The organism is Glycomyces amatae (assembly GCF_020991375.1).
GTDB lineage: Bacteria > Actinomycetota > Actinomycetes > Mycobacteriales > Micromonosporaceae > Glycomyces > Glycomyces amatae.
This window is the reverse complement of record NZ_JAJLQZ010000036.1, coordinates 1-22,768: the sequence shown is the minus strand read 5'-3', so window position 1 is coordinate 22,768 and position 22,768 is coordinate 1. Positions and strand designations below refer to the sequence as shown.

The window sequence follows — 22,768 nt, the reverse complement described above, 5'->3', positions numbered from 1 at the left end:
AGAAAGGCAGTCCCATGCGAGTACTGGTGACCGGCGGCGCCGGGTTCATCGGCGGAGCGATCTGCGAGCGGCTCACCGCCCGCGGCGACGACGTGGTGGTCCTCGACTCCCTCGCGGCCCACAAGGAGCCACCGGAGCACTTGCCGGACCCGGTCGAGCTCATCGTCGGCGACCTCGGCGACGAGGAGGCCGTCCGGCGCGCGGTCGAGGGCGTCGACGCCGTCTGCCACCAGGCCGCCCGCGTCGGCCTCGGCGTCGACTTCGACGACGTGTCCGACTACGTCGCCGACAACGACGGCGGCACCGCGAACCTCCTGCGCGCCCTGTGGCGGCGCTCCTTCACCGGCCGCCTCGTCGTCGCCTCCTCCATGGTCGTCTACGGCGAGGGCCGCTACCGCTGCCCCGAGCACGGCGACGTCCGGGCCGAACCGCGCCGCCGGGACGACCTCGACGAGGGCCGGTTCGAGCCGCGCTGCCCCCGCTGCGGCACCGGCCTCGCCTGGGCGCCCGTGACCGAGGACGCCCGGCTCGACCCGCGGAACGTCTACGCCGCCACCAAGGTCCACACCGAGCACCTGTCGTCCCTGTACGGCCGCGAGTCCGGCGCCGCGGTCTGCGCCCTGCGCTACCACAACGTCTACGGCCCCCGGATGCCCCGCGACACCCCTTACGCGGGCGTCGCGAGCATCTTCCGCAGCGCCCTGGAGTCCGGCGCGGCCCCGCGCGTGTTCGAGGACGGCGCCCAGACCCGCGACTTCGTCCACGTCGACGACGTCGCCCGCGCCAACCTCCTCGCCCTCGACAGCCCGTGGAGCGGCGCGTGCAACGTCGCCAGCGGCGAGCCGCGCAGCGTCGGCGACATGGCCCGCGCCCTCGCCGCGGGCTTCAGCGGTGCCCCCGAGCCCGTCGTCACCGGCGAGTACCGGCTCGGCGACGTCCGCCACGTCGTGGCCGCGCCCGACCTCGCGGCCGAGGCCCTCGGCTTCCGCGCCGAGACCGGCTTCGCCGCGGGCATGGCCGCCTTCGCGCACGACCCGCTCCGCTGACGCGCGTCCGGCGGGCCTCCGAGGAGGCCCGCCGGACGCGGTGCGGACTCTGGATCAGCGCCAGCTCCCGATCGGCTCGACGTAGTCCAGCGACTGGGACGGGACGAGCACCGCCAGGCCCTCCTCGCACGATTCGTCGAGGTAGAGCCAGACGGGCCGGTTGAGATGGTTGGTGATGGACATGACCTGCCCGCCGGGCGCCGGATCGCAGTCGAACCCCGGCTTCTCGCGGACGGTCCTGTCGCCCTCGAAGTTCGGTTCCGTCCAGAAGCAGACGGCCTGCTCGGGGCAGTCGTGCGGGTCGCCCTCCGCCGCGGGTGCGGCCGTCGCCGGCGCCCCCAGCGCGGCGACGGCGAACAGTCCTGCGGCGATGCCGGTGACGGCGCGTTCGCGCATCATGCGATGGTCCTCCCTAATCGGCCCGGCCGCGGGCCGGGCCGTGTCGTCGAACATGATCACCGTTTCCAACGTCAGTGAGAACGCTACGCAAGGAAATTTCGCGAATGGCCGGTTCGGGCCGTTCGCGCCTGTCGACAACCCGACACGGACCACCGCACTCCGGCCACCTACGAAAGTAGGAGGCGCCTCCTTCCCGGGCAGTGGCCGCCGCGGCCGCGCGGCCGATGCGGCGCCCGCCCCCGCGGACGAGACTGGCCGGCATGAGCACACGCATCCGCCGACTCCTCGTCGTCATCGCCGCCTCCGCCGCCGCCCTCGCCCTCTGGGCGCTCGCCGTCCCCCTGGCCGGGGTCGACCTCGCGGCCCTCCAGGGCGGATCGGAGCGCGCGGTCGGGCCCGTCGCCGTCGCCGCCGCCGGCCTGCTGACCGGCCTCGCGGGCTGGGCCCTGCTGGCGGTCCTGGAGCGCTTCACCGACAAGGCCGGACGGATCTGGACGGTCGCCGCCGCGGCCGTGCTCCTTTTGTCCCTGCTGGGGACGCTCGGCGCCGTGAGCACCGCGGCGATGCTCGTGCTGATGGGCATGCACGCCGTCGTCGGCGCCGTCCTCATCCCCGGGCTGGCCCGCCGATGAGCATCCCCTACGGCTATCTGGCGTTCCTGCTCGTCCTCGTGCTGCCGACACTGCGCTTCCGGCGCCTGCCGACGGCACCGGGCACCGCGGTCTTCCTTCTCAGCGGCGGCGCCAACGAACTCCCCTTCCCCGCCCTCGCCGCGTTCGCGGCCGCCACCGGCCTCGCCTACGCCGAAGGCGACCTCGCCTCTCCGGTCGCGATCGCCGCGGCCGTCCTCGCGGGGGGCTGCGCGGTCCTGACGGCCCGGCGCGGCATGAGGACACTGCCGGCCCTCCAGCGCGCCATGGGGTCCACACCCGTCTCGACCCGCCTGCCGTGGGCGCGAATCCTGCTGCTGCCCTTCGCGATCCGCCCCCGCTCGATCGAGCGCGCCGCGAACCTCCAGTACGGTCCGCACGGCAGGCGCAACCGGCTCGACCTCTACCGCCGCCGCTCCGCGCCCGACGGCGCGCCGGTCCTGGTCCACTTCCACGGCGGCCACTACCAAGGCGGGCACAAGAACTCCCAGTCCCTGCCGATGCTCCACCGCTTCGCCGCGCGGGGCTGGGTGTGCGTCAGCGCGAACTACCGCCTCCGCCCGGAGGCCTCGTTCGAGGACCACCTGACCGACGCCAAACGCGTGATCGCCTGGATCCGGGCGCACGGCCGCGACTTCGGCGCCGACCCCGACCGGATCGTCCTCTCAGGATCGTCGGCGGGCGCGCACATGTCCATATTGGCCGCTTTCACCGCGGGCGACCCCGCGTACCAGCCCGGTTTCGAGGACGCCGACACCGCCGTCTCGGCGGTCGTGGGCCTGGGCGGCTACTACGGCCCCTACTTCGCCCGCCCCGACACCGATCCCGCGGCGCTCGCCGGGCCGGACGCGCCGCCGTTCCTCATCGTCCACGGCGACCGCGACACCGTGGTCCCCGCGGACGACGCCCGCCGCTTCGCCGAACGCCTGCAACGGGTCTCGGCGCAGCCGGTGGTCTACGCGGAGCTGCCCGGCGGCCAGCACGGCTTCGACCTGTTCCACTCGCCCCGCTTCGAGGCGGTCGTCAACGCGGTCGAGGCCTTCGCCGCGGCGTCCCTCGGCCCGCGGCGGCCGGGGTCAGAAGGCCGCGTCGATGGTCGGCGCCGCGAACGCCGTGAGGGCGAAGGCGGCGGCCAGGGACGCGAGGCCCACGCCCCGGGTGCGGCGGGACGGCAGCGGCAGCGCCGCGGCGACCAGCAGCACGATCGCGATGATGTAGAACAGGGCTTGGAAAACGGCCATGACGGACTCCCGGCGGCGGGCGGAGGCCGGCCCGCGGCCCGCCGCGGTCAGGGGGTGGACGCCGGCCCGTCTTGATCGTACGACCAAAAGGGATAGATATCTACCTATGCCTTGGTTTCGGTTCGAGTCCCGCAGGCCCCGGCCCGGACCGTCAGGCGCCGCGGGCGGCCCGCCACTCCGGGGCCAGGACCGACCACGCCTCCATGTCGTAGCGCTCGCCCCGGTGGAGGTACGCCTCCCGCAGGACGCCCTCCCTGGTCATCCCGAGCCGCTTCGCCACGGCCACGCTGGCGGTGTTCACGGTCGCGGCGTACCAGTCGACGCGGTGGACGCCGCGCACCTCGACCGCCCAGTCGATGATCGCCGAGACCGCCCGGGTCACCAGGCCCCTGCCGACGGCCGCGGGCTCCAGCCAGCAGCCCGCCTCGGCGGTCTCCATCCGGAAGTCCATGGTGCGGAAGAGGACCCCGCCCACGAGGGTGCCGTCGAGCCAGATGCCCCAGATCCGCCCGGTGTCGGCGGCCGCCTTCTCGGCGTAGGACTCCAGGAACCGCTCGGCCGCCTCCGCGTCGGCGACCACGTCCGCGATGGCGACGTACCGCCCGATGAACTCGCGCCCGCGGTCCATGTGGGCCGCGAGCTCCTCGGCCAGCTCCGGCACGAGGGGGCGCAGCTCGACGCCGTCTCCCAGGGAAGCCTTGAACATGCGCCCTCCAGATCCGACCGCGCACCGACAGGGGACATGCTCTCACATTCCCCGCCCCGCCCCGTCCCCCGAGCGGCCCGGACGCGTCGGCGCGGGTCTTCAGCGCGGATTCACCGATTCGGGGACAAGGCTGCGGTTCGCGCATAGCCTCAGTTCGTCATATCAGCAACTCCAGTGGAGGTAGGCATCGATGAAGATGTCCAAGAAGAAACGAGCCAAGGTCGTGCGCCGCGTCGCGACGGGAGCGGTCGCCGCCACGGCCGTGGGCGTCGCGGTCGCGGGGGTCGCCGTCGCCGCACGCAGGACCGAGGAGGCCCTGCCGAAGCTGCCGGCGCCGGGCGCGACCATCGAGGTGGATCTCGCCTCGAAGGGCATCGAACTGGTCTTCGTGGGCCAGCGCATCAACACCGGCCCGCTCAAGGGCAAGGCCACCTATGAGATCGAGTCGAACAAGGGCGACCCGTCCTCGGTGCAGACCAGGGTCAGCGAGTTCTACCTGACCTCGCCGGCCAAGCAGGGCGGCGTCACGATCGCCGTCGACACCGCCGCCCGCGCGGACAAGGGCCGCTCGGTGCTGCGCCACGAGAAGCCGGGCTCGCCGAGGCTCCACCACACCATGGAGATGCCGCTGAGCATCACGGTCCGGTACCCCGAGGTCCTGGGGCTGCCCGCCGACACCGAGGAGCCGCTGTCGCTGACGGCGAAGGACGCGGCGACGCTGGTGGCCAGGCTGAACGGGTTCCCGCTCAAGGGCACCCGCTACAAGCTCAAGGAAGAGACCGCGCTCTCGCTGCCGGGACAACCCCACAGCGACGCGTCGATCCTGAAGTTCCCCGTCAAGGTGGAGGGCCTCTAGGCCGCCTTCAGGAGCTTTGAAAACCTCCGGCGGCGTCGGTCCGACCAGGACCCGATCCGGCCGGAGGTTTCAACCGTTCCCCCGCCGCCGAAGCGCGGGCCCCGGTGATTCAGCGGCCGTCCCCTTCGCCCATTTGCGCGGCCATGCGGTCGACCAGGGCCGCGACCGCCTCGGGGCGCTCGTCCGCGGCCAGGTGCCCGGCGCCGTCGATCACGTGCAGCTCGACGCCGAGCCCCGCCCGCACGGCGGGGCCGAGGCGGTCCGGGGGCAGGAAGCGGTCGTGGGCGCCCGTCGCCGCGATCAGCGGCGAGCCCTTGCGCCGCTCCAGGACCGCCCCGGGCAGGGGAGGGGGCGCGAGCGTCGACCGGCAGTGGGCCGCGACCAGGCCGAGCCACTCCACGATCGCCTCGGGCGGCGCGTGGCCGGGCGCGGTGAAGCCCTCCAGCATCGCCGCGGTCCGCTCGGGAGTGGACGCGAGCAGCCACCCCAGCGAGGACGCCGCCATCCGCGGGTCCAGGCGCAGCGGGGCGACCCCGGCCGGGGCGAGCAGGACCCGCCCGGCGATCCGCTCCGAGTCGCACGAGAGCACCACCGACCCGCCCAGCGAGTGGCCGACCGCGATGACCCGGTCGGCGCCGATCGCCTCCAGGGCCTCGGCGACCTTCCGCCCGTACCAGCCGCGGTGCGCGGCCCGCGGCCGCTCCCCGCTGCTCAGGCCCGGCTGCCCGGGCAGGTCCACGAGGACGACGCCCCGGCGGCGCGCGAGGACTTCGGCGACGGCGAGGTTCGCGGCGGCGTTGAAGTTCGTGCCCGGCACGAACACGACCTCGACCGGACCGGAGCCGACACGGGTCAGGTGCACGAGGGCGTCCGAGACCTCGACCGTCTCGCGGCGGTGCGGGACCCCCCAGGCGTCGAGCCGGGAACGGCACCAGCGGGCGACGACCTCGCGGTCGGCATCGGACTTGTAGAGACTGCGCAACACGGCTCCGATCAGCGGACGGACACTGCCATCGCCGACCAGACTTCCCGGCACACCAGGGGTCACCCTACCCCAGTCCGCCCCTTCGGCGGGCCGCGAGCGCGGCGACCTCGCGGACGGCGTCCGCGACGGCGGGAGCGCCCCTCCTCAGGACGGCCCCGCCGCTCGCGGCCACCTCGGCGCTGACCGCGAGGTTCGGGTTGCGCTCGACCGCCCGCCGGAGGCCGCCGCGCACGGCCTCCTCATCGGACCGCGCCCCCGAGGCGACCACGTACCGCGCCGGGACGGCGATGCCGTCCAGCACCGGGCCCAGACCGAGGGCGACCCTGCCGACCTCGGCGCCGCCGCGCGCCATCTGCGCCGCGCTCATCCGCGGGACCAGGCCCGCCGGGCGCAGCAGCGGCATGAACGGCCGCAGCCGCCCGAGGCGCCTGCGCAGGCGCGCCTCCGCGTCGGCGGCGAGCCAGTCGCGCGGGTGCGCGCCGTCGACCATGACCGCGCCCAGGGCCTGCGCGGGGTTGCGGCCGGCCCAGTGCGCGGCCACGGACGCCCCGTAGGCCCAGCCCACCAGCAGCGGCCGCCGCACGCCCCTGGCGTCGAGGACGGCGTCGACGTCGAGCACGGCCGCCTCGAAGGAGCAGTCCGACGAGCGCCCGGACCTCCGGCCGCGCCCCCGCTCGTCGTAGGTGATGTGGCGGAAGCCGGGGCCGAGCTCGGCGACGACCCGCCGCCAGCGGCCCCGGGAGGCGAACTGGCCGTTGAGGTAGACCACCGGCACGCCGGGGCCGCCGGTGTCGGCGACGGCCAGCGCGGTGTCCTCGACCGGGACCATGCCCGTCCAGGGCGCGGCCCTCCCGGCGGCGGCCCGAGGGGGCGCCGGTGCGTTCCGCGGCGGTCGCATCCGGCGCTACTCGCAGAAGACCCGCATCGTGTTGCGGGGGTCGTCGAGGTCGAAGGTGAGCTCGTCGAGGGCGTCGACGAGCTCCTCGAGCTGCTGCGGCTTGAGCTCGGCGAGGTCGATCGGGACCCCCGCCCTGGCCAGCTCCTCGTTGGCCCGGGTGATCGCCACGGGGGGCATGAGGCTGGCGAGCCGGACCCCGGCGCGCAGCAGCCGCAGCGGCACCCGGATGTTGATCTTGGACGGCCCCTCGTCGCCCTCCTCGGAGTTCATGATCACGCGCAGGTACTTGGGCCGGGCCTTCGCGCCCCCCGGGCCCGGTTCGGGCAGCTCCCGGCCGACCGCGTCGAGGAGCCGCTCGGCCTCGTCGGCGGTGATCCTGTTCTCGGCCAGCATCTGCAGGATCTGGCGGCGTTCCTCGTTCATGTTCGTTCCCTTGCGACTCATCTGACGCTGACCAGCACTGCCGTGCGGCCGTACTCCATCTCGAACCGGGTGCCGGGCAGCGCCCACAGCACCCGCGCGACGCCGACCAGCGCGCCGGTCGGGCTGATGCGGAACACCAGGCACGCGACCACCCCGCCCAGCACGGCGAGCAGCAGCAGCGGCGACAGCACCAGCGCCACCGGCACGACCGGTATCCACGCCCGCCGGCGGTGCCCGGTCGGGCGGCGCCAGCGGACCGTCACCAGCTGCGGGATCATTGCGGCCGCTCCAGCTCGGCCAGCGCCTCCTCGACGCTGATCTCCTCGCGCCGCAGGCGGTCGATGACGTCGGCCCCGCTGGGGGCGGGGTCGGTCTCGACGAAGTCGAGGCTCCCGGCGATCCGGTTCAGGCGGGACTTGACCGTCGGGTAGCTGACCCCGAAGATCCGCTCCATCTCCTTGATCGAGCCGTGGGAGCGGACGAACGCGGCGACGAACACCTGGTCCTCGGCGCTGAGCTGCGCCAGCTGGGGCGGTTCGAACCGGCCCTCGACGGCGATGTCGTCGTCGGTGAGGCGGACCCGCTCGACCACGAAGGGCCGCCCGCGGGTCAGGTCGGTCAGTTCCTGCCAGTCCATCCTCGGCTCCTCGGCGCTCACGATCTGCTGATGATTCATTTGTACATTGATTTTTTCAAGTTCACAACCACAGGAACTTAATTTTCATGAGATCAAGCGCAGAAGGGGGCGCGACAGCCGTGCGAAGGAGCCTCGGGCGAGGCGGGCGGCGCCTACGGCTTCGCGGTGCGCCAGTGCGGCAGGCCGACGAGGTCCTCCGGCCGCCGCGGGTCGGCCGACCCCGGCCCGACCCACTCGGCGAGCAGGACGGTCGTGTCGTCGGCCAGGTCCTCGCCGTGGTGCCTCATGAGGCCGCGGACCAGGCGCCGCAGCGTCTCGGGCACCGGCAGCCGGTCGGTGTGGTGGCGGATGAGGAAGTCGGTGAACCGCTCGATGCCGAACATCTCCCCGGCCTCGTTGCGGGCCTCGGTGACGCCGTCGGTGTACAGCACGATGCGGTCGCCGGGCTCCAGCTGCACCCGGCACAGGGTCGCCGCCACGCCCAGGTCGGTCCCCATGGGGTGGGCGGGAGGGCATTCGGGGTGGGTGCTCCAGCGGCTGCCGCGGATGATGATCGGCGCGGGATGGCCGCGGTTGACCCAGCTCAACTCCCCGGTGCGGGTGTTGAGGTCGGCCAGGACGCCGGTGACGAACCGCTCGCGGCCGAGCTGCTCGATCAGGAACCGCTCCATCGCCTCCGTGGTCTCGACCAGGTCCCGGTCCCGGCGCCGGTGCTGCCGGTACGCCGCCACGGCCAGGATGGCGCCGACGCCCGCCGAGGCGTCGTGGCCCATGGAGTCGAACACCGCCAGGTGGACGACCTCGCCGGCTATGGCGTAGTCGAACGCGTCGCCCCCGATCCGGTAGGCGGGCTCGAGCACCGCGCTGATGACGACGAAGTCGTCCGCGTACGTCTGCGGCGGCATGAGGCTCCACTGCATCTCGGCGGCGATCGCCATCGGCTGCGTGCGGCGCAGCTGCGGGTAGGCGTCGCTCGAGGCGCTGCGCGACACCAGGAGCAGCGAGACCAGGGAGGCCAGGAGCAGCGCGCCGCCCAGCGTGGACGGCTCCTCGTCGGCGCCGCTGACCTCCATCACCCCGAGGCGCTCGGTGCCGTCGAGCAGCGGTATCCACCACCGGTGCCGGTCGGGTCCCTCGCCGGAGTGCGGCACGACCATGCCGAGCTGGAACGCCCGGCCCGCCCCGGTCCCCTCGACCGCGTAGTGCCGCGGCGATCCGGCCTGGGCGTCCGGGCCCGGCCCGGTCATCTCCCGCAGGACCTCCTGGCGCAGGTCGGTCAGGAAGACCGTGACGTGGTGCAGCCCGGCCATCTCCGCGTGCCGGTTGACCTCCCGCGGCAGGTGCTCGAACGCGAGGAGGTGGTTGATCTCCAGCAGCCCGGCGAGCATGTGGAGGACGCCCTCCTCGTACCGAGCGGTCATGTGCCGTCTCCTCTCGCAGCGCTGCTCAGACGGCATTCACCCCGAGTCTATGACCTCTCCCGCCCCAGCAGGCGGAACATGCGGTACGGCCGCGCCGGTCAGGCGCGGGACGCGCCGCCGTCCGCCGTACCGGCCCGGGCGGGCGGCACCCGGCCGGCCGCGGTGGCCAGCGCCCAGAGGGCGAGGACGTCGAGGCCGACGACGGCCGCCGACCAGGCCGGCTCGATCGGCAGCCACAGGAAGTTCGCGATCAGCGACGCCGAGACCACCACGACGCCGAGCAGCCGGGCCAGTGGGCGGCCGCTGAAGAGGCCGATGCCGACCGCCGCCGCGAAGACCCCGACGACCAGGTGGACCCAGCCCCACGCGGCGATGCTGAACGCGAACGCGTACCCGGGCGGCGCGGTGAAGTACCCGCCCCGGGCCACGGCCGCGACGCCCGTGGCGATCTGCCAGCAGCCGCCCACCACCAGCAGCAGTGCGGGGAAGACGAGGCGCTTGGAAGTGAGTGTTCTGGACGTCATGGCTCCCCCGATCCGCGAGTGCTCCGCCTCGATCATGGACCCGGCCGCGCCCGGGCGGGCCCGACTCGCCGAATGTCCCTCCTGTCGCGGCGCCCCGGGCCCGCCGACGCGATCGCGCGAATCCAGGGCCGCCGGCTCCTCCGCGGTGTAGCGTCCCAGCCAGGACCTGCGACAACGCGGTCCCACAGCGGACTGGGAGGCAGCATGGAAGGCAATGCGCCCGTGGACCTGGTGCTGGTCGAATTCTCCGGCAACCGGTTCGACGGCAGGGTCCTCGACGAGATCGAGCGGCTCGACAAGGACGGCACGGTCAACGTGCTCGACGCGCTGCTGGTCAGCCGCGGCGCCGACGGGTCCGTCCAATGGCTCGAGGCCGCCGACGTCGACGACCGCCTCGCCGCGCTCGTCGGCGAGCCCGCGGGCCTCCTCGGCGCCGAGGACGCCGAGGCCGTCGCCGAGGAGCTCCAGCCCGACACGGCCATCGGCATGATGCTGTTCGAGCACACCTGGGCCGCGACCCTCGCCGAGGCCGTCCAGGGCGTCGGCGGCCACCTGCTGGACTGGGAACGCGTCCCCGCCGCCGCCATCAGCGAACTCGCCGAGAACTAGGAGGCACTGCCATGATTCGACGTGTCGGACGGCCGGGCCTGCTCGGCACCATGGCGCGCACCGTCGTCATCGCCGGGACCGCCGGGGCCGTGAACCGCTCCATGACCCGGGCCGCGGTGAACCGCGAGCAGACGCAGGCCGACGCCGAGGCCCACCGCGAGCAGCAGGCGCCGCCCGCGCCCGCCGCCGACGAGGCCGAGGCCGAGGACATGACCGCCAGGCTCGACCGGCTCGCGCGGCTCCACGCCGACGGCGCCCTCACCGACGAGGAGTTCGCCGCCGCCAAGGCGAAGCTGCTGGAGTGAGGCGGCGTCCGGGGCGGCGCCCTCCGCATCCGGGCGCCGGCCACCGCCGCGGCCCCCGCACCGGCCGCGCCGACGGTCCGTGGCACGGCCGCACCCGGCCGCGGACCTGAGGCCCTTCCTCTCCATTGGACTCCTTTCTCGCGATTCACCGGCCGGTCCGCGCCTCGCGATGTGAAACTGGCGCCATGACAGCTTCGAAGCCAGCCTCCTCGACCATCCGCGCCCAGCAGCAGGCCCTCCTGGCGCGGCTGCCGTTCGACGACACCCGCGACTTCGACGACGCGGCGCGCGGCCTCGTCGCCCGCCGCGAGCCGAACGCCGTCACCGGCGGCGACGGCGAGGTCGTGTGGGACAACGACGCCTACGACTTCCTCGACGGCGACGCGCCCGACACCGTGAACCCGAGCCTGTGGCGCCAGTCCCGGCTCAACGCCATCGCCGGCCTCTTCGAAGTGGTCGAAGGCGTCTACCAGGTCCGCGGCATGGACCTGTCGAACACCACGTTCGTCGAGGGCGACACCGGCGTCATCGTCATCGACCCGCTCCTGACCGCCGAGACCGCCGCGGCCGCCATCGGGCTCTACCGCGAGCACCGCGGCGACCGCCCCGTCAAGGCCGTGGTCTACACGCACTCGCACGCCGACCACTTCGGCGGCGTCAAGGGCGTCACCTCCCAGGAGGACGTGGACTCCGGTGCGGTGCGGGTCCTCGCCCCCGAAGGCTTCGTGGAGCACGCGGTCGCCGAGAACGTCTACGCCGGCACCGCCATGAGCCGCCGCGCCGGGTACATGTACGGCGCCGCGCTCGCCCGCGGCCCCCGGGGCGCGGTCGGCGCCGGCCTCGGCCAGACCGTCTCGACCGGCACGGTCACCCTCATCCCGCCGACCGACGAGATCACGACCACCGGCCACGAGGAGACCGTCGACGGCGTCCGCATGGTCTTCCAGATGGCCCCCGACACCGAGGCGCCCTCCGAGATGCTCGTCTACTTCCCCGACCGCAGGGCGCTGTGCGCGGCCGAGGACGCGACCCACACCTTCCACAACATCCTGACGCTGCGCGGCGCGGTCGTGCGCGACCCGCACGTGTGGGCGAGGTACCTGACCGAGACGATCGACCTGTTCGGCGCCGACGCCGAAGTCGTCTTCGCCTCCCACCACTGGCCCACCTGGGGCAACGAGCGCGTCGTCGAGTTCCTCGCCAACCAGCGCGACCTCTACGCCTACGTCCACGACCAGACGCTCCGCCTGCTCAACAAGGGACTCACCGGCCCTGAGATCGCCGAGGAGCTGACCCTCCCGCCCGCGCTCGAGAACGCCTGGAACGCCCGCGGCTACTACGGCTCGCTCAGCCACAACGTCAAGGCGATCTACCAGCGCTACCTCGGCTGGTTCGACGGCAACCCCGCGAACCTGTGGCAGCACACCCCGGTCGAGCGCGCCAAGCGCTACGTCGACCTCGCGGGCGGTGCGGCGAAGGCCGTCGCCGCCGCGCGCACCTCGTTCGAGGCGGGGGACTACCGCTGGACCGCGGAGCTCCTCAACCACGTGGTCTTCGCCGAGCCCGGGCACCGGGCCGCCCGCGAGCTCCTGGCCGACGCGTACGAGCAGCTCGGCTACGGCACCGAGAACGGCACCTGGCGGAACTTCTACCTCTCGGGGGCCACCGAGCTGCGCGAGGGGAGCTTCGGCACGCCGACCGCCACGGCCTCGCCCGACGTGATCGGCCAGCTCTCGCCAGAGCTGCTCTTCGACGCCGTCGCCATACAGGTGGACGGCCCGAAGGCGTGGGACGAGCGCATCGCGATCGACGTGGCGCTCACCGACACCGGCGACCGCTACCGCCTCCGCCTCGCGAACGGCGTGCTCTCCTACACCAAGGCCGCCCAGCCGGACACCGCCGACGTCACGGTGACCGCGCCGAGCCGCGCGCTGCCCGCCGTCGTGCTCGGCGGCCTCGACCCCGAGAGGCTCGCGGCGGCCGGCGTCGAGGTCGTCGGCGAGGCGTCGGCCCTCGAGCGGCTCGCCGCCGTGCTCGACCCGGGCGACCCGGACTTCGCGATCGTCACGCCCTGACGCCGCGGAACCGGCGAAGCGCCCCGGCCGGACGGCCGGGGCGCTTCGCCGTCTCAGGCGTCCGAGGACGCCTACAGGTCGCGGCTGTCGGCGGTCGCGAGCGACCACATGACGAAGACCGCCAGCGCGATCACGATGAGCGACCACAGCGGGTAGTAGGGCAGGAAGAAGAAGTTGTCGACCGCGACCAGGCAGGCGAAGAAGATCCCCATCGAACGCGCGAACGTCGAGCCGCTGAAGAGCAGGAAGCCCGTGAGCAGCACCAGGGCGCCGAGGACGATGTGGATCCAGCCCCAGGCGGTGGTGTCGAGGTCGTAGAGGTACTCCTCGCCGACGACGAGGAAGCCGTCGTCGGCGACCGCGGCGATGCCCATGACGATCTGCCAGACGCCCATGACGAGGGCCGCGCTGGCGGCGAAGACCATGCCCCCCGCGGCCCAGGCCCGCGATTCGGGACTGCCCATGGTTCCACTCCTTTCAGAATGGGACCAATCTAGGGCGGGACGGGTCTTTGCGCAGGTGAAACGCGAGAAACCGTCGATGCGGCGCCGCCTACGGGGTCGCGTCGTCGGGCAGCGGGGAGCCGTCGCGCGCGCACCAGACCGCCGCGCCGACCGCGGCGGCGCCGATGAGCGCGCCGATCGTGATCGCGGACCACGTCCGCCGGCGCCGCCGTTCGCGTCTGCGTCGACCCATCGGTCGCCTCCTTCGGCAGGGGCGCGGTCGCAGGCGACCACGCCGGTGTCGGAAGCGTAGCGGCCTGCGGTCTGCGGCACCGGCGATTCGCCGGGCCGGTCAGCCCAGGGAGGCCAGCAGGTCGCGGCAGGCCCGCTCGCAGGCGCGGCACTTGTCGGCGCAGTGGCGGCAGTGCGCCATGTGCTCGTGCTCGGCGCACATGTCGCCGCAGGCCTTGCAGGCCGCGGCGCACGCTTCGAGCACCGCCCTGGTGACGTTCGCGTCGTACCCGGTGTGCCGCGAGAGCACCCGCCCCGTCGCGGCGCAGACGTCGGCGCAGTCGAGGTTGCTGCGGACGCACTTGACCAGCGCGCCCACGTCGCTCTCGCTGAGGCAGGCGTCGGCGCAGGCGGTGCACGCCTGCGCGCAGGCGAAGCATTCGCCGATGCAGGCGGCGAGCTTCTCCCGGTCGATCCCGCCCAGGTCGGCCGGGTAGGTCTCGAGCATCTCGGAAGCGATCATCGTCATGTCGATCTCCTTTTCCCTCGGTGGCGTCATGGGCCGCACGGCAGCGCGCCGTGCGGCCCCGGGCCTTCTCCGCGCCTCACGACGCCTCGGTGGCGAGCGGGACCGGCCCGCCGGTGCGGAGGTGGTCGAGCCGGTCGTCGGCCGGGCAGCGCCCGCGGTCGACGTAGCGGCGGCGGAACCCGTCCAGCACCGCCTGGAGCCGCGCGGGCGCGTCCGTGCGCCGCAGCGCCTCCGCGGCGGCGGTGAAGCACGTCTGGGCGACCGTGCGGAGCATCGGGTCGGCCAGCCCGGTGCGGGCGGCGTGGACCCAGACCGACTCGGGCGGCTGGGCGCCGCCGCCGCACAGTACGGCGGTGGCCTCGTAGGCGGCCTCGGCGGCGACCGGGTCGTCCATGAGGGTCGCCGCGACGATGGTCGGCGCGATCCAGCCGTCGCCGTCCTGCTGGTCGATCATGCGCAGCTCCAGCCAGCCGCGCGGGCGCACCGGCGGGAAGAGGGTGCTCAGGTGGTACTCGACGTCCTCCATCGCGGGCCCGGCGCCCTCGTGGCCGTCCCTGATCCAGGACCGCAGCGTCAGGCCCGGTGGGACCGACCACGTCCCGGGCGGGTCGCAGCGGCGGCACATGACCTCGGCGTCCAGGACGTACCGGGCGAAGTCGGCCCGCAGGTCGCCCGTCTCGGAGATGGGGCGGCCCCAGCCGGGCACGAGCCGGGACCAGAGGGCCTGCCGGGTGGACTTCCAGCCGCTGGGGCGCCCGTCCAGCAGCGGCGAGTTCGCGAACGCGGCCACCAGGACCGGCCCGATGCGGTGGACGAGGTCCCAGCGGCGGCGCAGCCCCGAGGGGCCGTCGCCGTCGTCGCCCGCGTCGAGGTTGACCTGGATGGAGGCGGTGCAGCACATGACCATGCGCCCCCACGGCCCCGCCCGGTCGTAGTAGGCCTCCATCGCCCGGTACCGCGGGTTGTCGACGAACCGCACCGGTTCGCGGAAGGCGTCGAAGCCGCCGCCCCGGACGGACTGGCCCCGCACTGCGATGGCCGCCTCCAGCGCCGCCTGGTCCGCCTCGACGGCCGCGACGCACGAGGCCAGGTCGTCCGCCGGAGGAGAGCTCAGCTCGACCTGACCGCCCGCCTCGCGGCTGACGGCGCCGCCGAACGGCAGCTCCCAGGCCGTCTCCAGATCGCCCGAGGGGTGGACCAGCCACTCCAGCTCGACGCCGATCCGCCGGGAGGGCCCGGTCGTGAAGCAGGTCCGGCCGATGAAGTCCGCCGCCTCTTCCTCTGTCACCGCCGTGGTCATGTCGCCTCACCGTCCATGAGCGTCCGCCTTCCGGTGCGTCCTGCCCTGGGGCAGGGCGCCGCCGCTGCCTACTAGCAACGTATCGGAACGGCCGAAACGATGTCCGCGAACGCGGCCACGACTGTGAAAATCTCTCGGACGCGAAGGACGGGGGCTTTCGGACGGGAACGCCGATAAGGCCGTTTGGCCCGGGCGGATCCGGGAATCATAGGGGGCATGGTGCGAAACGCGGCCGCTGCCGCCTGCGGGCTGGTGCTCCTCTGCGGAGTCGCCGCCGGATGCGGGACGGGGCAGCGGGAGGCGGCCGCCGAGGCCGCCGCAGAGGACTTCCTGGGCGCGCTCGACCGGGGGGACGCGGCGGCCGCCTGCGCGTCGCTCTCCCCGGAGACCGCCGAGGAGCTGACCGCCTCCGAAGGCGAGGCCTGCGAGGAGGCGCTCGGCGCCCAGGGGCTGACGGGCGGGCCCGTCGGCGAGGTCGCCGTGTGGGGCGACCGGGCCCAGGTTCGCACCGACGCGGACGTCCTCTTCCTCGCCGAGCTCGACGACGGGTGGAAGGTGGTCGCCGCCGGGTGCGCGCCGCAGGGGGAGAAGCCCTATCGATGCGAGGTGGGCGGCTGATGAGTCGGACGATGTTCACGGCGTACCTGGCCCTGACCCTGATCGGGCTCGCGTACGTCATCGCGGTCGGCCTGCTGCAACGCTGAGGAGGGGACATGAGGCGCTTCCTGCGCGACAACGGCCTGAGCCTGGTGTTCGGCCTGCTGTGCCTCGGCGCGCTGGTCGGCCAGGCGTTCGCCGGACAGGCGGACTTCAACAACCGCCAGCTCGCCGACGCGGGCCGGCAGGTCACGCTCCTGGAGTACGTGGCCTCCAGCGACTTCGCCGTCGACGTCGCGGAGAACTGGCAGTCGGAGTACCTCCAGTTCTTCCTGTACGTGTTCGCGACCGTCTGGCTCGTCCAGCGCGGCTCGCCCGAGTCCAAACTGGTCGACAAGGTCGGCCACGAGTCCGACGAGGACCAGAAGCTCGGCCGGTACGCCACCGAGCGGTCCCCGAAGTGGGCGCGCGTCGGCGGATGGCGCACCGCCGTGTTCTCCAAGTCGCTGGGGCTGGTGATGGGCGCGCTGTTTTTCCTCTCCTGGCTCGCCCAGTCGATCAGCGGCCGCAGCGCCTACAACGCCGGGCAGCTCGCGCAGTTCCAGGACCCCGTGAGCTGGCTCGGGTACGTGGGGAGCGCCGACTTCTGGAACCGGACGCTCCAGAACTGGCAGTCGGAGTTCCTGGCGATGGGCTCGATCGTCGTGCTCAGCGTGTACCTGCGCCAGCGCGGCTCACCGGAGTCGAAGCCGGTGGGCGCGCCGCACGACGCGACGCAGGAGTCCGGCTGACGGCACGTGACAAGGCCGCACGTCCCGTGTCGTATCGGATGCCGCGCGCGCTCGTTGTTCCCAGTGGGTGGAGACACGGGAGGAACGGGGACCATGCGCATACAGATCATCACGGCGGGCACGACCGGGTCCGTCATGCCCTACACCGGCCTGGGGCACCGGCTGCTGGCGGAGGGGCACGACGTCGAGCTCGTGGTCCACGCCAAGTTCGCGGCCCAGGCCGGCTGCTGCGGGCTCCGGGTGCTCCCGATGGCGGCGGACCCGTTCGAGGCGCTCATCGGCGTCCACAGCCGCCTCCGCGGCGCGGGCCGGTCGCCCGGCGCGCTGCTGGAGTTCACCCGCGCCGCCGGACGGGCGGCCGTGGCGCTCGCGGACGCGATCCTCGAGGCGGCCGACCCGAAGGCCGACCTGATCCTGCTGTCCTCGATCGCGGCGCCCGCCGGGCGGGCGGCGGCCCGCTACCACGGCGTCGCGAGCATGGGCGTGTTCCTCCAGCCCGACGCGCCCACGGCCGCGTTCTCGCCCTGCCTCACCCCGCTGCGGGGGCCGAGCCGCTGGAACCGCCAGCGCGGCAGGGCCGTCAACGCCGCCCTCGACCTGTGCTCGGCCGGCGTCCACCGGCACCTGGGGCGGCGGCTCGGGCTCCGGGGGCTCAGCGGCGGGCGCCTGCGCCGCGAACGCGAGCGCGAGCGCTGGCCGATCTGGCACGGCTTCAGCCCCTCGCTGGTGCCCCGTCCGCGCGACTGGCGCCCCGGCCTGGACGTCGCGGGCTACTGGTGGCCGCACGAGTGCCCGGACTGGGAGCCGCCCTCGCGCCTGCGGGACTTCCTCGCGTCCGGTCCGCCGCCGGTGTTCGCGGGCTTCGGCAGCATGATGCCCGGCGACCCGGAGCGGCTGGCCGACCTCACCGTGCGCGCGCTGCGCCTGGCGGGCGTGCGCGGCGTGGTCCAGTCCGGCTGGGCCGGGCTCGACGCGCGGGACGACGACGTCATCACGGTCGGCACGGTCCCGCACCACTGGCTGATGCCGCAGACGGCCGCGGTGGTGCACCACGCGGGCGCGGGCACGACCGCGGCGGGCCTGCGGGCCGGGGTCCCGGCGGTCCCGGTGCCGGTCTTCACCGACCAGCCGTGGTGGGCCGCCCGCCTGGTCCGGGCGGGCGCGGCCCCCGAGGCGGTGCCGCACCGGGAGCTGACCGCCGAGCGCCTGGCCGCCGCGCTGCGCCGGGCCACCGGCGAGTCGGTGTTCGCGCGCCGGGCCATGGCGCTGTCCGGGCGCCTGGCCCGCGAGGACGGCGCGGGCGCCGTGGCCCGGGCGATCGCGGCGAGCGCCTGAACCCGGCGGCCGCCACTGGAGACCGGCGGACCCGATCACGGTCGAGGCCTTACCGCAGGGGCGCCGCGGGGCTTAGCATCGCAGCAGCGGACCGGTCCGTCTCCGGCCCGGGCGCCTTCTCGGACAAGGAGCACCCATGAAGCCTCGGCCGCCCCTGCCGCTCGCGCTCACCGTGGCCCTGGGCCTCGCGCTGACCGCGTGCGGCTCCCCGCCTCCCGAGCCGGCCCCTGAATCGGCGCGGGAGCCGGCCTCGCCGTCGTCCCCCGCCGCGACCGAGGCGCCCCCGGGCCCGGTGGAGCCGACCGGCGAACCCGAGGTCCTCGCCACGGGCCTCGAATCGCCGTGGTCCGTGGTCTTCCTCGGCGCCGCGCCGCTCATCAGCGAACGCGACGACGGCGACATCCTCGAACTGCTCCCCGACGGCGGCACCCGCGTCATCGGCACCGTCGCCGACGTCGTGCACCAGGGCGAGTCCGGGCTCCTGGGCCTGGCCGTCGACGACCGGGGCCGGCTCTACGCCTACTCGACCGGGCCCGACGGCAACCGCGTCGAACGCTACGAGCCCGCCGGCGGGCCCGGCTCCCTCGCCCTCGGCCCCGCCGAGACGATCCTCGAGGGGATCCCCGCCGCGTCCAACCACGACGGCGGGCGCCTCGCGATCGGCCCCGACGGGATGCTCTACGCCACCGCGGGCGACGCCGGCGACCGCGAGGACGCCCAGGACCTCGACAGCCTCGCGGGGAAGATCCTGCGCATGACCCTCGACGGCGGCGTCCCCGAGGACAACCCGTTCCCCGGCTCGCTCGTCTACAGCTACGGTCACCGCAACCCGCAGGGCCTCGCCTGGGACGCCGAGGGGACCATGTTCGCCGCCGAGTTCGGCCAGGACACCTGGGACGAGCTGAACGTCATCGAGCCGGGCGGCAACTACGGCTGGCCGGAGGTCGAGGGGACCGGCGGCGGCGGGGACTACATCGACCCCGTCCAGCAGTGGCGCCCCGACGAGGCGAGTCCGAGCGGCATCGCGGTCGTCGAGGGGACCCTCTTCATCGCCAACCTCAAGGGCGAGGTCCTGCGCGCCGTCCCGGTCGCCGACCCCGGCACCGCCGCCGAGTTCTACGAGGGGGAGTACGGCCGCATCCGCGCCGTCACGGCCTCCCCGGACGGCGACCTGTGGTTCCTCACCAGCAACACCGACGGCTACGGGAGCCCCGGCGACGGCGACGACCGCCTCATCGCCGTCGCGCTCTCCTGACCTGCGGCCGGGTCCCCGCCCGCGAACCCGGGCGGCCGCGAGACCGCCCGCCGCGGAAGCGGCGCGTGTGGCGGCTCCCGGCACCGGGTATCCGGACTCCGACGCGATCACCGACGGTCCGAGGAGGTCGAGGATGCCGCAGTCCGATGGCAGGGACCTGGTCCGAGCCCTGGCGGTGCTCGGCGCCGCGCTGCTCCAGATCGCCGCGGGCGCGGTGGGCGGCTCGGGCGCGTTCGGCGCCGCCTCGGTGGGGGAGGTGGCCCGGTCGTACCCGAATCCGATCCTGCCGGGCGGCACCGCGTTCATGATCTGGAACGCGATCTACCTCGCCGTGCTCGCCCTGGCCGTGTGGCAGCTCCTGCCGGGCCAGCGCGGGCGGGCGGTCCACCGGCGCACCGGGTGGCTCATCGCGATCGCGGGCGTGCTCAACGCCGTGTGGGTCCTGCTGTTCTCCGGCGGGCAGGTGGTCGCGGCGCAGATCGTGATCGTGCTCCTGCTGGGGACCCTGGCCGCGGCGTGGTCCCGCGCGGCCGCCGAGGACGGCGACCGGTCGCGGGACCGCCCGCGCCGGTGGCTGCTGCTGGGGCCGCTCGCGCTGTACACCGGATGGGTGGCCGTGGCCGCCGTCGTGGGCGCGCTGACGACCGTCGCGGCGGTGACCTCGGACGAGGCCGGGACCGCCGCGGGCGCGGTCGCGCTCGCGGTCACCGCGGTCGCGGTCGCGTGGGTGGCGGCGACCGCCGTCGCCTTGACCGGGTTCGCCGTCTCGGTGCTGTGGGCGCTGACGTGGATCGCGGTGAGCGCGGAACCGGCGCTGACGCTGCTCGCGGCGGCGGTCGCGCTGCTCACCGCCGCGGTGCTCCTCGTGCGGCTCGTGAAGACGGGCGACCGCGCGCGGGTCGCCTTTGGCTGACTCATTGAAGTGATATGAGTCACTATTCATCGATCGCGCCCGTCACCGCGCCCCGCCGCCACGAATGCGGGGGGAGCACTCTGAACGAAGGCGAGGACACGCGATGGCGACCCAGACGGACCAGACCGGGCCCAAGCCCCTCCTCGGCGAGCCCCGGGACGCGGGCCGCCAGTCCCTGGTCTACCTGTTCCTGCTCGTGCCGATGGCCGCACTCGTGGCCGCCGTGCCGCTCGCCTGGGCGACGGGCCTGCTGAGCTGGACCGACATCGCCTTGACCCTCGCGTTCTACGTCCTCACCTGCCACGGCGTCACCGTGGGCTACCACCGCCTGTTCACGCACGGCTCGTTCAAGCCGAACCGGCCGGTGAAGATCGCGCTCGCGATCCTGGGCGGCATGGCCGTCCAGGGCCCGCTGATCTCGTGGGTCGCCGACCACCGCCGCCACCACGCCTTCTCCGACAAGGAGGGCGACCCGCACTCGCCGTGGCTCTACGGCACCTCCGCGTGGGCGCTCACGAAGGGCTTCTGGCACGCGCACATGGGCTGGATGTTCGAGCCGCGCAACACCACCAACGAGGAGCGGTTCGCCCCCGACCTGCTGAAGGACCCCGACCTCGTGCGCGTCGACCGCCTGTTCTGGCTGTGGACGATCCTGACGTTCCTGCTCCCGGCGGTCCTGGGCGGCCTCGTCACCATGTCGTGGACCGGCGCGCTCACCGCGTTCTTCTGGGCCTCCCTGGTGCGCGTCTCGGCCCTGCACCACGCGACATGGTCCACGAACTCGGTCTGCCACATGATCGGGGCGCGGCCCTTCAAGAGCCGCGACAAGGCCGCGAACTTCTGGCCCCTCGCCCTCGTCTCGGGCGGGGAGTCCTGGCACAACTCCCACCACGCCGACCAGTCCTGCGCCCGCCACGGCGTCAAGCGCGGCCAGATCGACACCTCCGCGCGCCTCATCTGGCTCCTGGAGAAGGCCGGCTGGGCCACGAACGTCAAGTGGCCCGCCCCCGAACGCCTCGCCAAGCTCGCCGTCGAGCGGCACGGCGCCTCCGCATGAGCCGCGCCGCGACCGGGACGGCCCCGCGATGACCGCCCCGTACGGGTACCTCGCCTTCCTGGCGCTCCTCGCGGTCCCGACCCTGGCCGCACTGGCCGCCCGCCCGCGCCCCGGCCTCGGGGGCATGGTCGTCTTCTACCTCGCCGTGGCCGTCAACGAGACCCCGTTCATCTGGCTCGCCCTTCTCGCCGCGAGCACCGCGCTGACCGGGGCGCAAGGCGATCTCACGCCGGCCGCGGCCCTGGCCGGAGCCCTGGTCGCCGCCGGTCTGCTGCTGCTGGCCCGCCGCGGCGCCAAGGCGTTGGAAGCGGTCGAAGCGGCCATGGCCCCGGTGCCGGTACCGCACCGGCTCCCGTACGGCCGCATCGCGCTCGGCCCGCTGCTGCGCCGCCGCCGCTCCGTGGAGCACGTCGCCGACCTCGCCTACGGCCCGGCGGGCCGGGCCAACCTGCTGGACCTCTACCGCGGCCGGTCCGGGACCGGCCGCGCCCCCGTGCTGGTCCACTTCTACGGCGGCGGCTACAACTCCGGCCGCAAGGACTCGCAGTCGCTGCCCCTGCTGTACCGCTTGGCCGAGGCGGGCTGGGTGTGCGTCAGCGCGAACTACCGGCTGCGCCCCGAGGCCGGCTTCGAGGACCACCTGGCCGACGTCAAGCGCGTGATCGCCTGGATCAAGGACCACGGGCCCGAGTGGGGCGCCGACCCCGACCGCATCGTCCTGGCCGGCTCCTCGGCGGGAGCGCACCTGGCCGCGTCCGCCGCGCTCACCGCCGGCGACCCGGCCCTGCAGCCCGGCTTCGAGGACGCCGACACCGCGGTGGCCGCGGTCGTGGGCTTCGGCGGCTACTACGGCCCCTACTACGGCCGGGGCGCCCCGTCGTCCCCGCTGGGCCTCGCGGGGCGCGACGCGCCGCCGTTCTTCCTGGCGCACGGCGACCGCGACACGGTGGTGCCGATCGCCGACGCCCGCCGCTTCGCCGCGGGACTGCGCCGCGCTTCGGCCCGGCCCGTGGTCTTCGCCGGGCTCCCGGGCGGCCACCACGCCTTCGACCTGTGCCACTCGCTGCGCTTCGACGCCGTGGCCTGCGCCGTCGAGGCCTTCGCGGCCGCGGTCCTGCCCTCCCCCTAGGTCCATGCCATTCAGTCGGGAGGGCCGATGTTCAGCCGCTCAGCGATGAAGGAGCAGGGCGGGGGAGCGGTTCTGGTGTGTTCTCGAGACCTGACCGGTGCTCGAGTGAAACTCAGGCCATTGGCGACGGTGTGGCGGCGGGGCCGGTTCGGAGTGGATTGCCGGGGCCGGGCCGGTCCTCGAGCGGTGTTCGAGCAGTCGGCGGCGACAAGGCGGAGGAGCGGGTTTGGGTGCATCGCCGAGGCCGGGCTGGTGCGCGGGTGGGGTTCAGGCCATCAGCGACGGCGTGGCGGAGGGGCCGGTTCTGGTGGTGTGGCCGGGGTCGGGCGGGCGCTCGGGCGGGGTTCGGGTGGCGGCAGCGTGGTGTGGGGCCGGTCGTGGTGGTGCTGCCGGGGCCGAGGGGTTCGCCTGGT

27 protein-coding genes are annotated in these 22,768 nt (G+C 74.1%); 14 read left to right on the top strand and 13 right to left on the bottom strand.

Going from position 1 to position 22,768, the window contains the following annotated elements; genetic code table 11:
- Nucleotides 1-14 precede the first annotated feature (14 nt).
- Complete coding sequence (locus tag LO763_RS27475; protein WP_230791481.1) at nucleotides 15-1,046, top strand: NAD-dependent epimerase/dehydratase family protein; 1,032 nt, start codon at nucleotides 15-17, stop codon at nucleotides 1,044-1,046.
- A 54-nt stretch (nucleotides 1,047-1,100) separates the two neighbouring features.
- Here LO763_RS27475 and LO763_RS27470 read toward each other — a convergent pair whose 3' ends face one another.
- Complete coding sequence (locus LO763_RS27470) at nucleotides 1,101-1,445, bottom strand: peptidase inhibitor family I36 protein (RefSeq protein WP_230791479.1); 345 nt, start codon at nucleotides 1,443-1,445, stop codon at nucleotides 1,101-1,103.
- A 260-nt stretch (nucleotides 1,446-1,705) separates the two neighbouring features.
- Here LO763_RS27470 and LO763_RS27465 point away from each other — a divergent pair, with 260 nt between their 5' ends.
- Together LO763_RS27465 and LO763_RS27460 are read left to right on the top strand one after the other, a co-directional pair.
- Nucleotides 1,706-2,077 carry a DUF6069 family protein gene (locus LO763_RS27465; RefSeq protein ID WP_230791477.1) on the top strand — a complete coding sequence of 124 codons (372 nt, stop codon included), beginning with the start codon at nucleotides 1,706-1,708 and terminating at the stop codon, nucleotides 2,075-2,077.
- On the top strand, nucleotides 2,074-3,411 hold the full coding sequence (locus tag LO763_RS27460) for an alpha/beta hydrolase (protein ID WP_230791475.1): 1,338 nt from the start codon (nucleotides 2,074-2,076) through the stop codon (nucleotides 3,409-3,411). The genes LO763_RS27465 and LO763_RS27460 overlap by 4 nt, the downstream gene beginning before the upstream one ends.
- A 76-nt stretch (nucleotides 3,412-3,487) precedes the next feature.
- On the opposite strand, the gene LO763_RS27455 is transcribed toward LO763_RS27460, so the two are convergent.
- On the bottom strand, nucleotides 3,488-4,042 hold the full coding sequence (locus tag LO763_RS27455; RefSeq protein ID WP_230791473.1) for a GNAT family N-acetyltransferase: 555 nt from the start codon (nucleotides 4,040-4,042) through the stop codon (nucleotides 3,488-3,490).
- A 190-nt stretch (nucleotides 4,043-4,232) separates the two neighbouring features.
- Here LO763_RS27455 and LO763_RS27450 point away from each other — a divergent pair, with 190 nt between their 5' ends.
- The gene (locus LO763_RS27450; RefSeq protein ID WP_230791471.1) at nucleotides 4,233-4,898 is read left to right on the top strand and encodes a hypothetical protein; all 666 of its coding nucleotides are present in this window, start codon (nucleotides 4,233-4,235) and stop codon (nucleotides 4,896-4,898) included.
- A 109-nt stretch (nucleotides 4,899-5,007) separates the two neighbouring features.
- Here the strand turns inward: LO763_RS27450 and LO763_RS27445 are convergent, their stop codons facing one another.
- From LO763_RS27445 to LO763_RS27415, 7 genes are all read right to left on the bottom strand, one after another.
- Nucleotides 5,008-5,883: an alpha/beta fold hydrolase gene (locus LO763_RS27445; RefSeq protein ID WP_230791469.1), complete on the bottom strand. Its 876-nt coding sequence runs from the start codon at nucleotides 5,881-5,883 to the stop codon at nucleotides 5,008-5,010.
- Between the two features lie 64 nt (nucleotides 5,884-5,947).
- Entirely contained in the window at nucleotides 5,948-6,781 is an 834-nt protein-coding gene (locus LO763_RS27440) for an alpha/beta fold hydrolase (RefSeq protein WP_230791467.1), read from the bottom strand.
- A gap of 6 nt (nucleotides 6,782-6,787) precedes the next feature.
- Nucleotides 6,788-7,204, bottom strand: a complete 417-nt coding sequence (locus LO763_RS27435) for an SHOCT-like domain-containing protein (RefSeq protein ID WP_230791458.1) — start codon at nucleotides 7,202-7,204, stop codon at nucleotides 6,788-6,790.
- A 17-nt stretch (nucleotides 7,205-7,221) separates the two neighbouring features.
- Nucleotides 7,222-7,482: a hypothetical protein gene (locus tag LO763_RS27430; protein WP_230791450.1), complete on the bottom strand. Its 261-nt coding sequence runs from the start codon at nucleotides 7,480-7,482 to the stop codon at nucleotides 7,222-7,224.
- Nucleotides 7,479-7,841: a DUF2089 domain-containing protein gene (locus tag LO763_RS27425; RefSeq protein WP_369432100.1), complete on the bottom strand. Its 363-nt coding sequence runs from the start codon at nucleotides 7,839-7,841 to the stop codon at nucleotides 7,479-7,481. Before LO763_RS27425 ends, LO763_RS27430 begins: the two co-directional genes overlap by 4 nt.
- Before the next feature lie 152 nt (nucleotides 7,842-7,993).
- Nucleotides 7,994-9,262, bottom strand: a complete 1,269-nt coding sequence (locus tag LO763_RS27420; RefSeq protein WP_230791446.1) for a PP2C family protein-serine/threonine phosphatase — start codon at nucleotides 9,260-9,262, stop codon at nucleotides 7,994-7,996.
- A 98-nt stretch (nucleotides 9,263-9,360) separates the two neighbouring features.
- Complete coding sequence (locus LO763_RS27415) at nucleotides 9,361-9,786, bottom strand: DUF7144 family membrane protein (protein ID WP_230791444.1); 426 nt, start codon at nucleotides 9,784-9,786, stop codon at nucleotides 9,361-9,363.
- Nucleotides 9,787-9,990: 204 nt separating this feature from the next.
- Here LO763_RS27415 and LO763_RS27410 point away from each other — a divergent pair, with 204 nt between their 5' ends.
- The 3 genes from LO763_RS27410 (at nucleotide 9,991) to LO763_RS27400 (ending at nucleotide 12,775) form a co-directional block, all read left to right on the top strand.
- Nucleotides 9,991-10,395 carry a DUF6325 family protein gene (locus LO763_RS27410; protein WP_230791442.1) on the top strand — a complete coding sequence of 135 codons (405 nt, stop codon included), beginning with the start codon at nucleotides 9,991-9,993 and terminating at the stop codon, nucleotides 10,393-10,395.
- Between the two features lie 11 nt (nucleotides 10,396-10,406).
- Entirely contained in the window at nucleotides 10,407-10,700 is a 294-nt protein-coding gene (locus LO763_RS27405) for an SHOCT domain-containing protein (RefSeq protein ID WP_230791440.1), read from the top strand.
- 185 nt (nucleotides 10,701-10,885) lie between these two features.
- Nucleotides 10,886-12,775, top strand: coding sequence for an alkyl/aryl-sulfatase (locus tag LO763_RS27400; protein ID WP_230791438.1), 1,890 nt, complete (start codon nucleotides 10,886-10,888; stop codon nucleotides 12,773-12,775).
- 71 nt (nucleotides 12,776-12,846) lie between these two features.
- Here the strand turns inward: LO763_RS27400 and LO763_RS27395 are convergent, their stop codons facing one another.
- The 4 genes from LO763_RS27395 to LO763_RS27380 form a co-directional block, all read right to left on the bottom strand.
- A complete protein-coding gene (locus LO763_RS27395) occupies nucleotides 12,847-13,239 on the bottom strand; it encodes a DUF7144 family membrane protein (RefSeq protein WP_230791437.1) in 393 nt (130 codons plus the stop codon).
- An 88-nt stretch (nucleotides 13,240-13,327) separates the two neighbouring features.
- Entirely contained in the window at nucleotides 13,328-13,471 is a 144-nt protein-coding gene (locus LO763_RS27390) for a hypothetical protein (RefSeq protein WP_230791434.1), read from the bottom strand.
- A 99-nt stretch (nucleotides 13,472-13,570) separates the two neighbouring features.
- Complete coding sequence (locus LO763_RS27385; RefSeq protein WP_230791425.1) at nucleotides 13,571-13,978, bottom strand: four-helix bundle copper-binding protein; 408 nt, start codon at nucleotides 13,976-13,978, stop codon at nucleotides 13,571-13,573.
- Between the two features lie 76 nt (nucleotides 13,979-14,054).
- Nucleotides 14,055-15,266: a glutamate-cysteine ligase family protein gene (locus LO763_RS27380; protein ID WP_230791423.1), complete on the bottom strand. Its 1,212-nt coding sequence runs from the start codon at nucleotides 15,264-15,266 to the stop codon at nucleotides 14,055-14,057.
- Nucleotides 15,267-15,494: 228 nt separating this feature from the next.
- Between LO763_RS27380 and LO763_RS27375 the strand changes: the two genes are divergently transcribed.
- The 7 genes from LO763_RS27375 to LO763_RS27345 all read left to right on the top strand — a co-directional run bounded on the left by LO763_RS27375 (nucleotide 15,495) and on the right by LO763_RS27345 (nucleotide 22,355).
- Entirely contained in the window at nucleotides 15,495-15,896 is a 402-nt protein-coding gene (locus tag LO763_RS27375) for a hypothetical protein (protein ID WP_230791415.1), read from the top strand.
- Between the two features lie 95 nt (nucleotides 15,897-15,991).
- A complete protein-coding gene (locus LO763_RS27370; protein WP_230791413.1) occupies nucleotides 15,992-16,666 on the top strand; it encodes a DUF6766 family protein in 675 nt (224 codons plus the stop codon).
- Between the two features lie 93 nt (nucleotides 16,667-16,759).
- A complete protein-coding gene (locus LO763_RS27365; RefSeq protein ID WP_230791411.1) occupies nucleotides 16,760-18,001 on the top strand; it encodes a nucleotide disphospho-sugar-binding domain-containing protein in 1,242 nt (413 codons plus the stop codon).
- Nucleotides 18,002-18,137: 136 nt separating this feature from the next.
- Entirely contained in the window at nucleotides 18,138-19,256 is a 1,119-nt protein-coding gene (locus tag LO763_RS27360) for a PQQ-dependent sugar dehydrogenase (RefSeq protein ID WP_230791409.1), read from the top strand.
- Between the two features lie 133 nt (nucleotides 19,257-19,389).
- Nucleotides 19,390-20,169: a TspO-related membrane protein gene (locus tag LO763_RS27355; RefSeq protein WP_230791407.1), complete on the top strand. Its 780-nt coding sequence runs from the start codon at nucleotides 19,390-19,392 to the stop codon at nucleotides 20,167-20,169.
- Nucleotides 20,170-20,272: 103 nt separating this feature from the next.
- Entirely contained in the window at nucleotides 20,273-21,226 is a 954-nt protein-coding gene (locus tag LO763_RS27350) for an acyl-CoA desaturase (RefSeq protein WP_230791405.1), read from the top strand.
- A 28-nt stretch (nucleotides 21,227-21,254) separates the two neighbouring features.
- Nucleotides 21,255-22,355 (top strand): alpha/beta hydrolase, encoded by a 1,101-nt coding sequence (locus tag LO763_RS27345; protein WP_230791403.1) that lies wholly within the window; start codon nucleotides 21,255-21,257, stop codon nucleotides 22,353-22,355.
- Nucleotides 22,356-22,768: the final 413 nt, after the last annotated feature.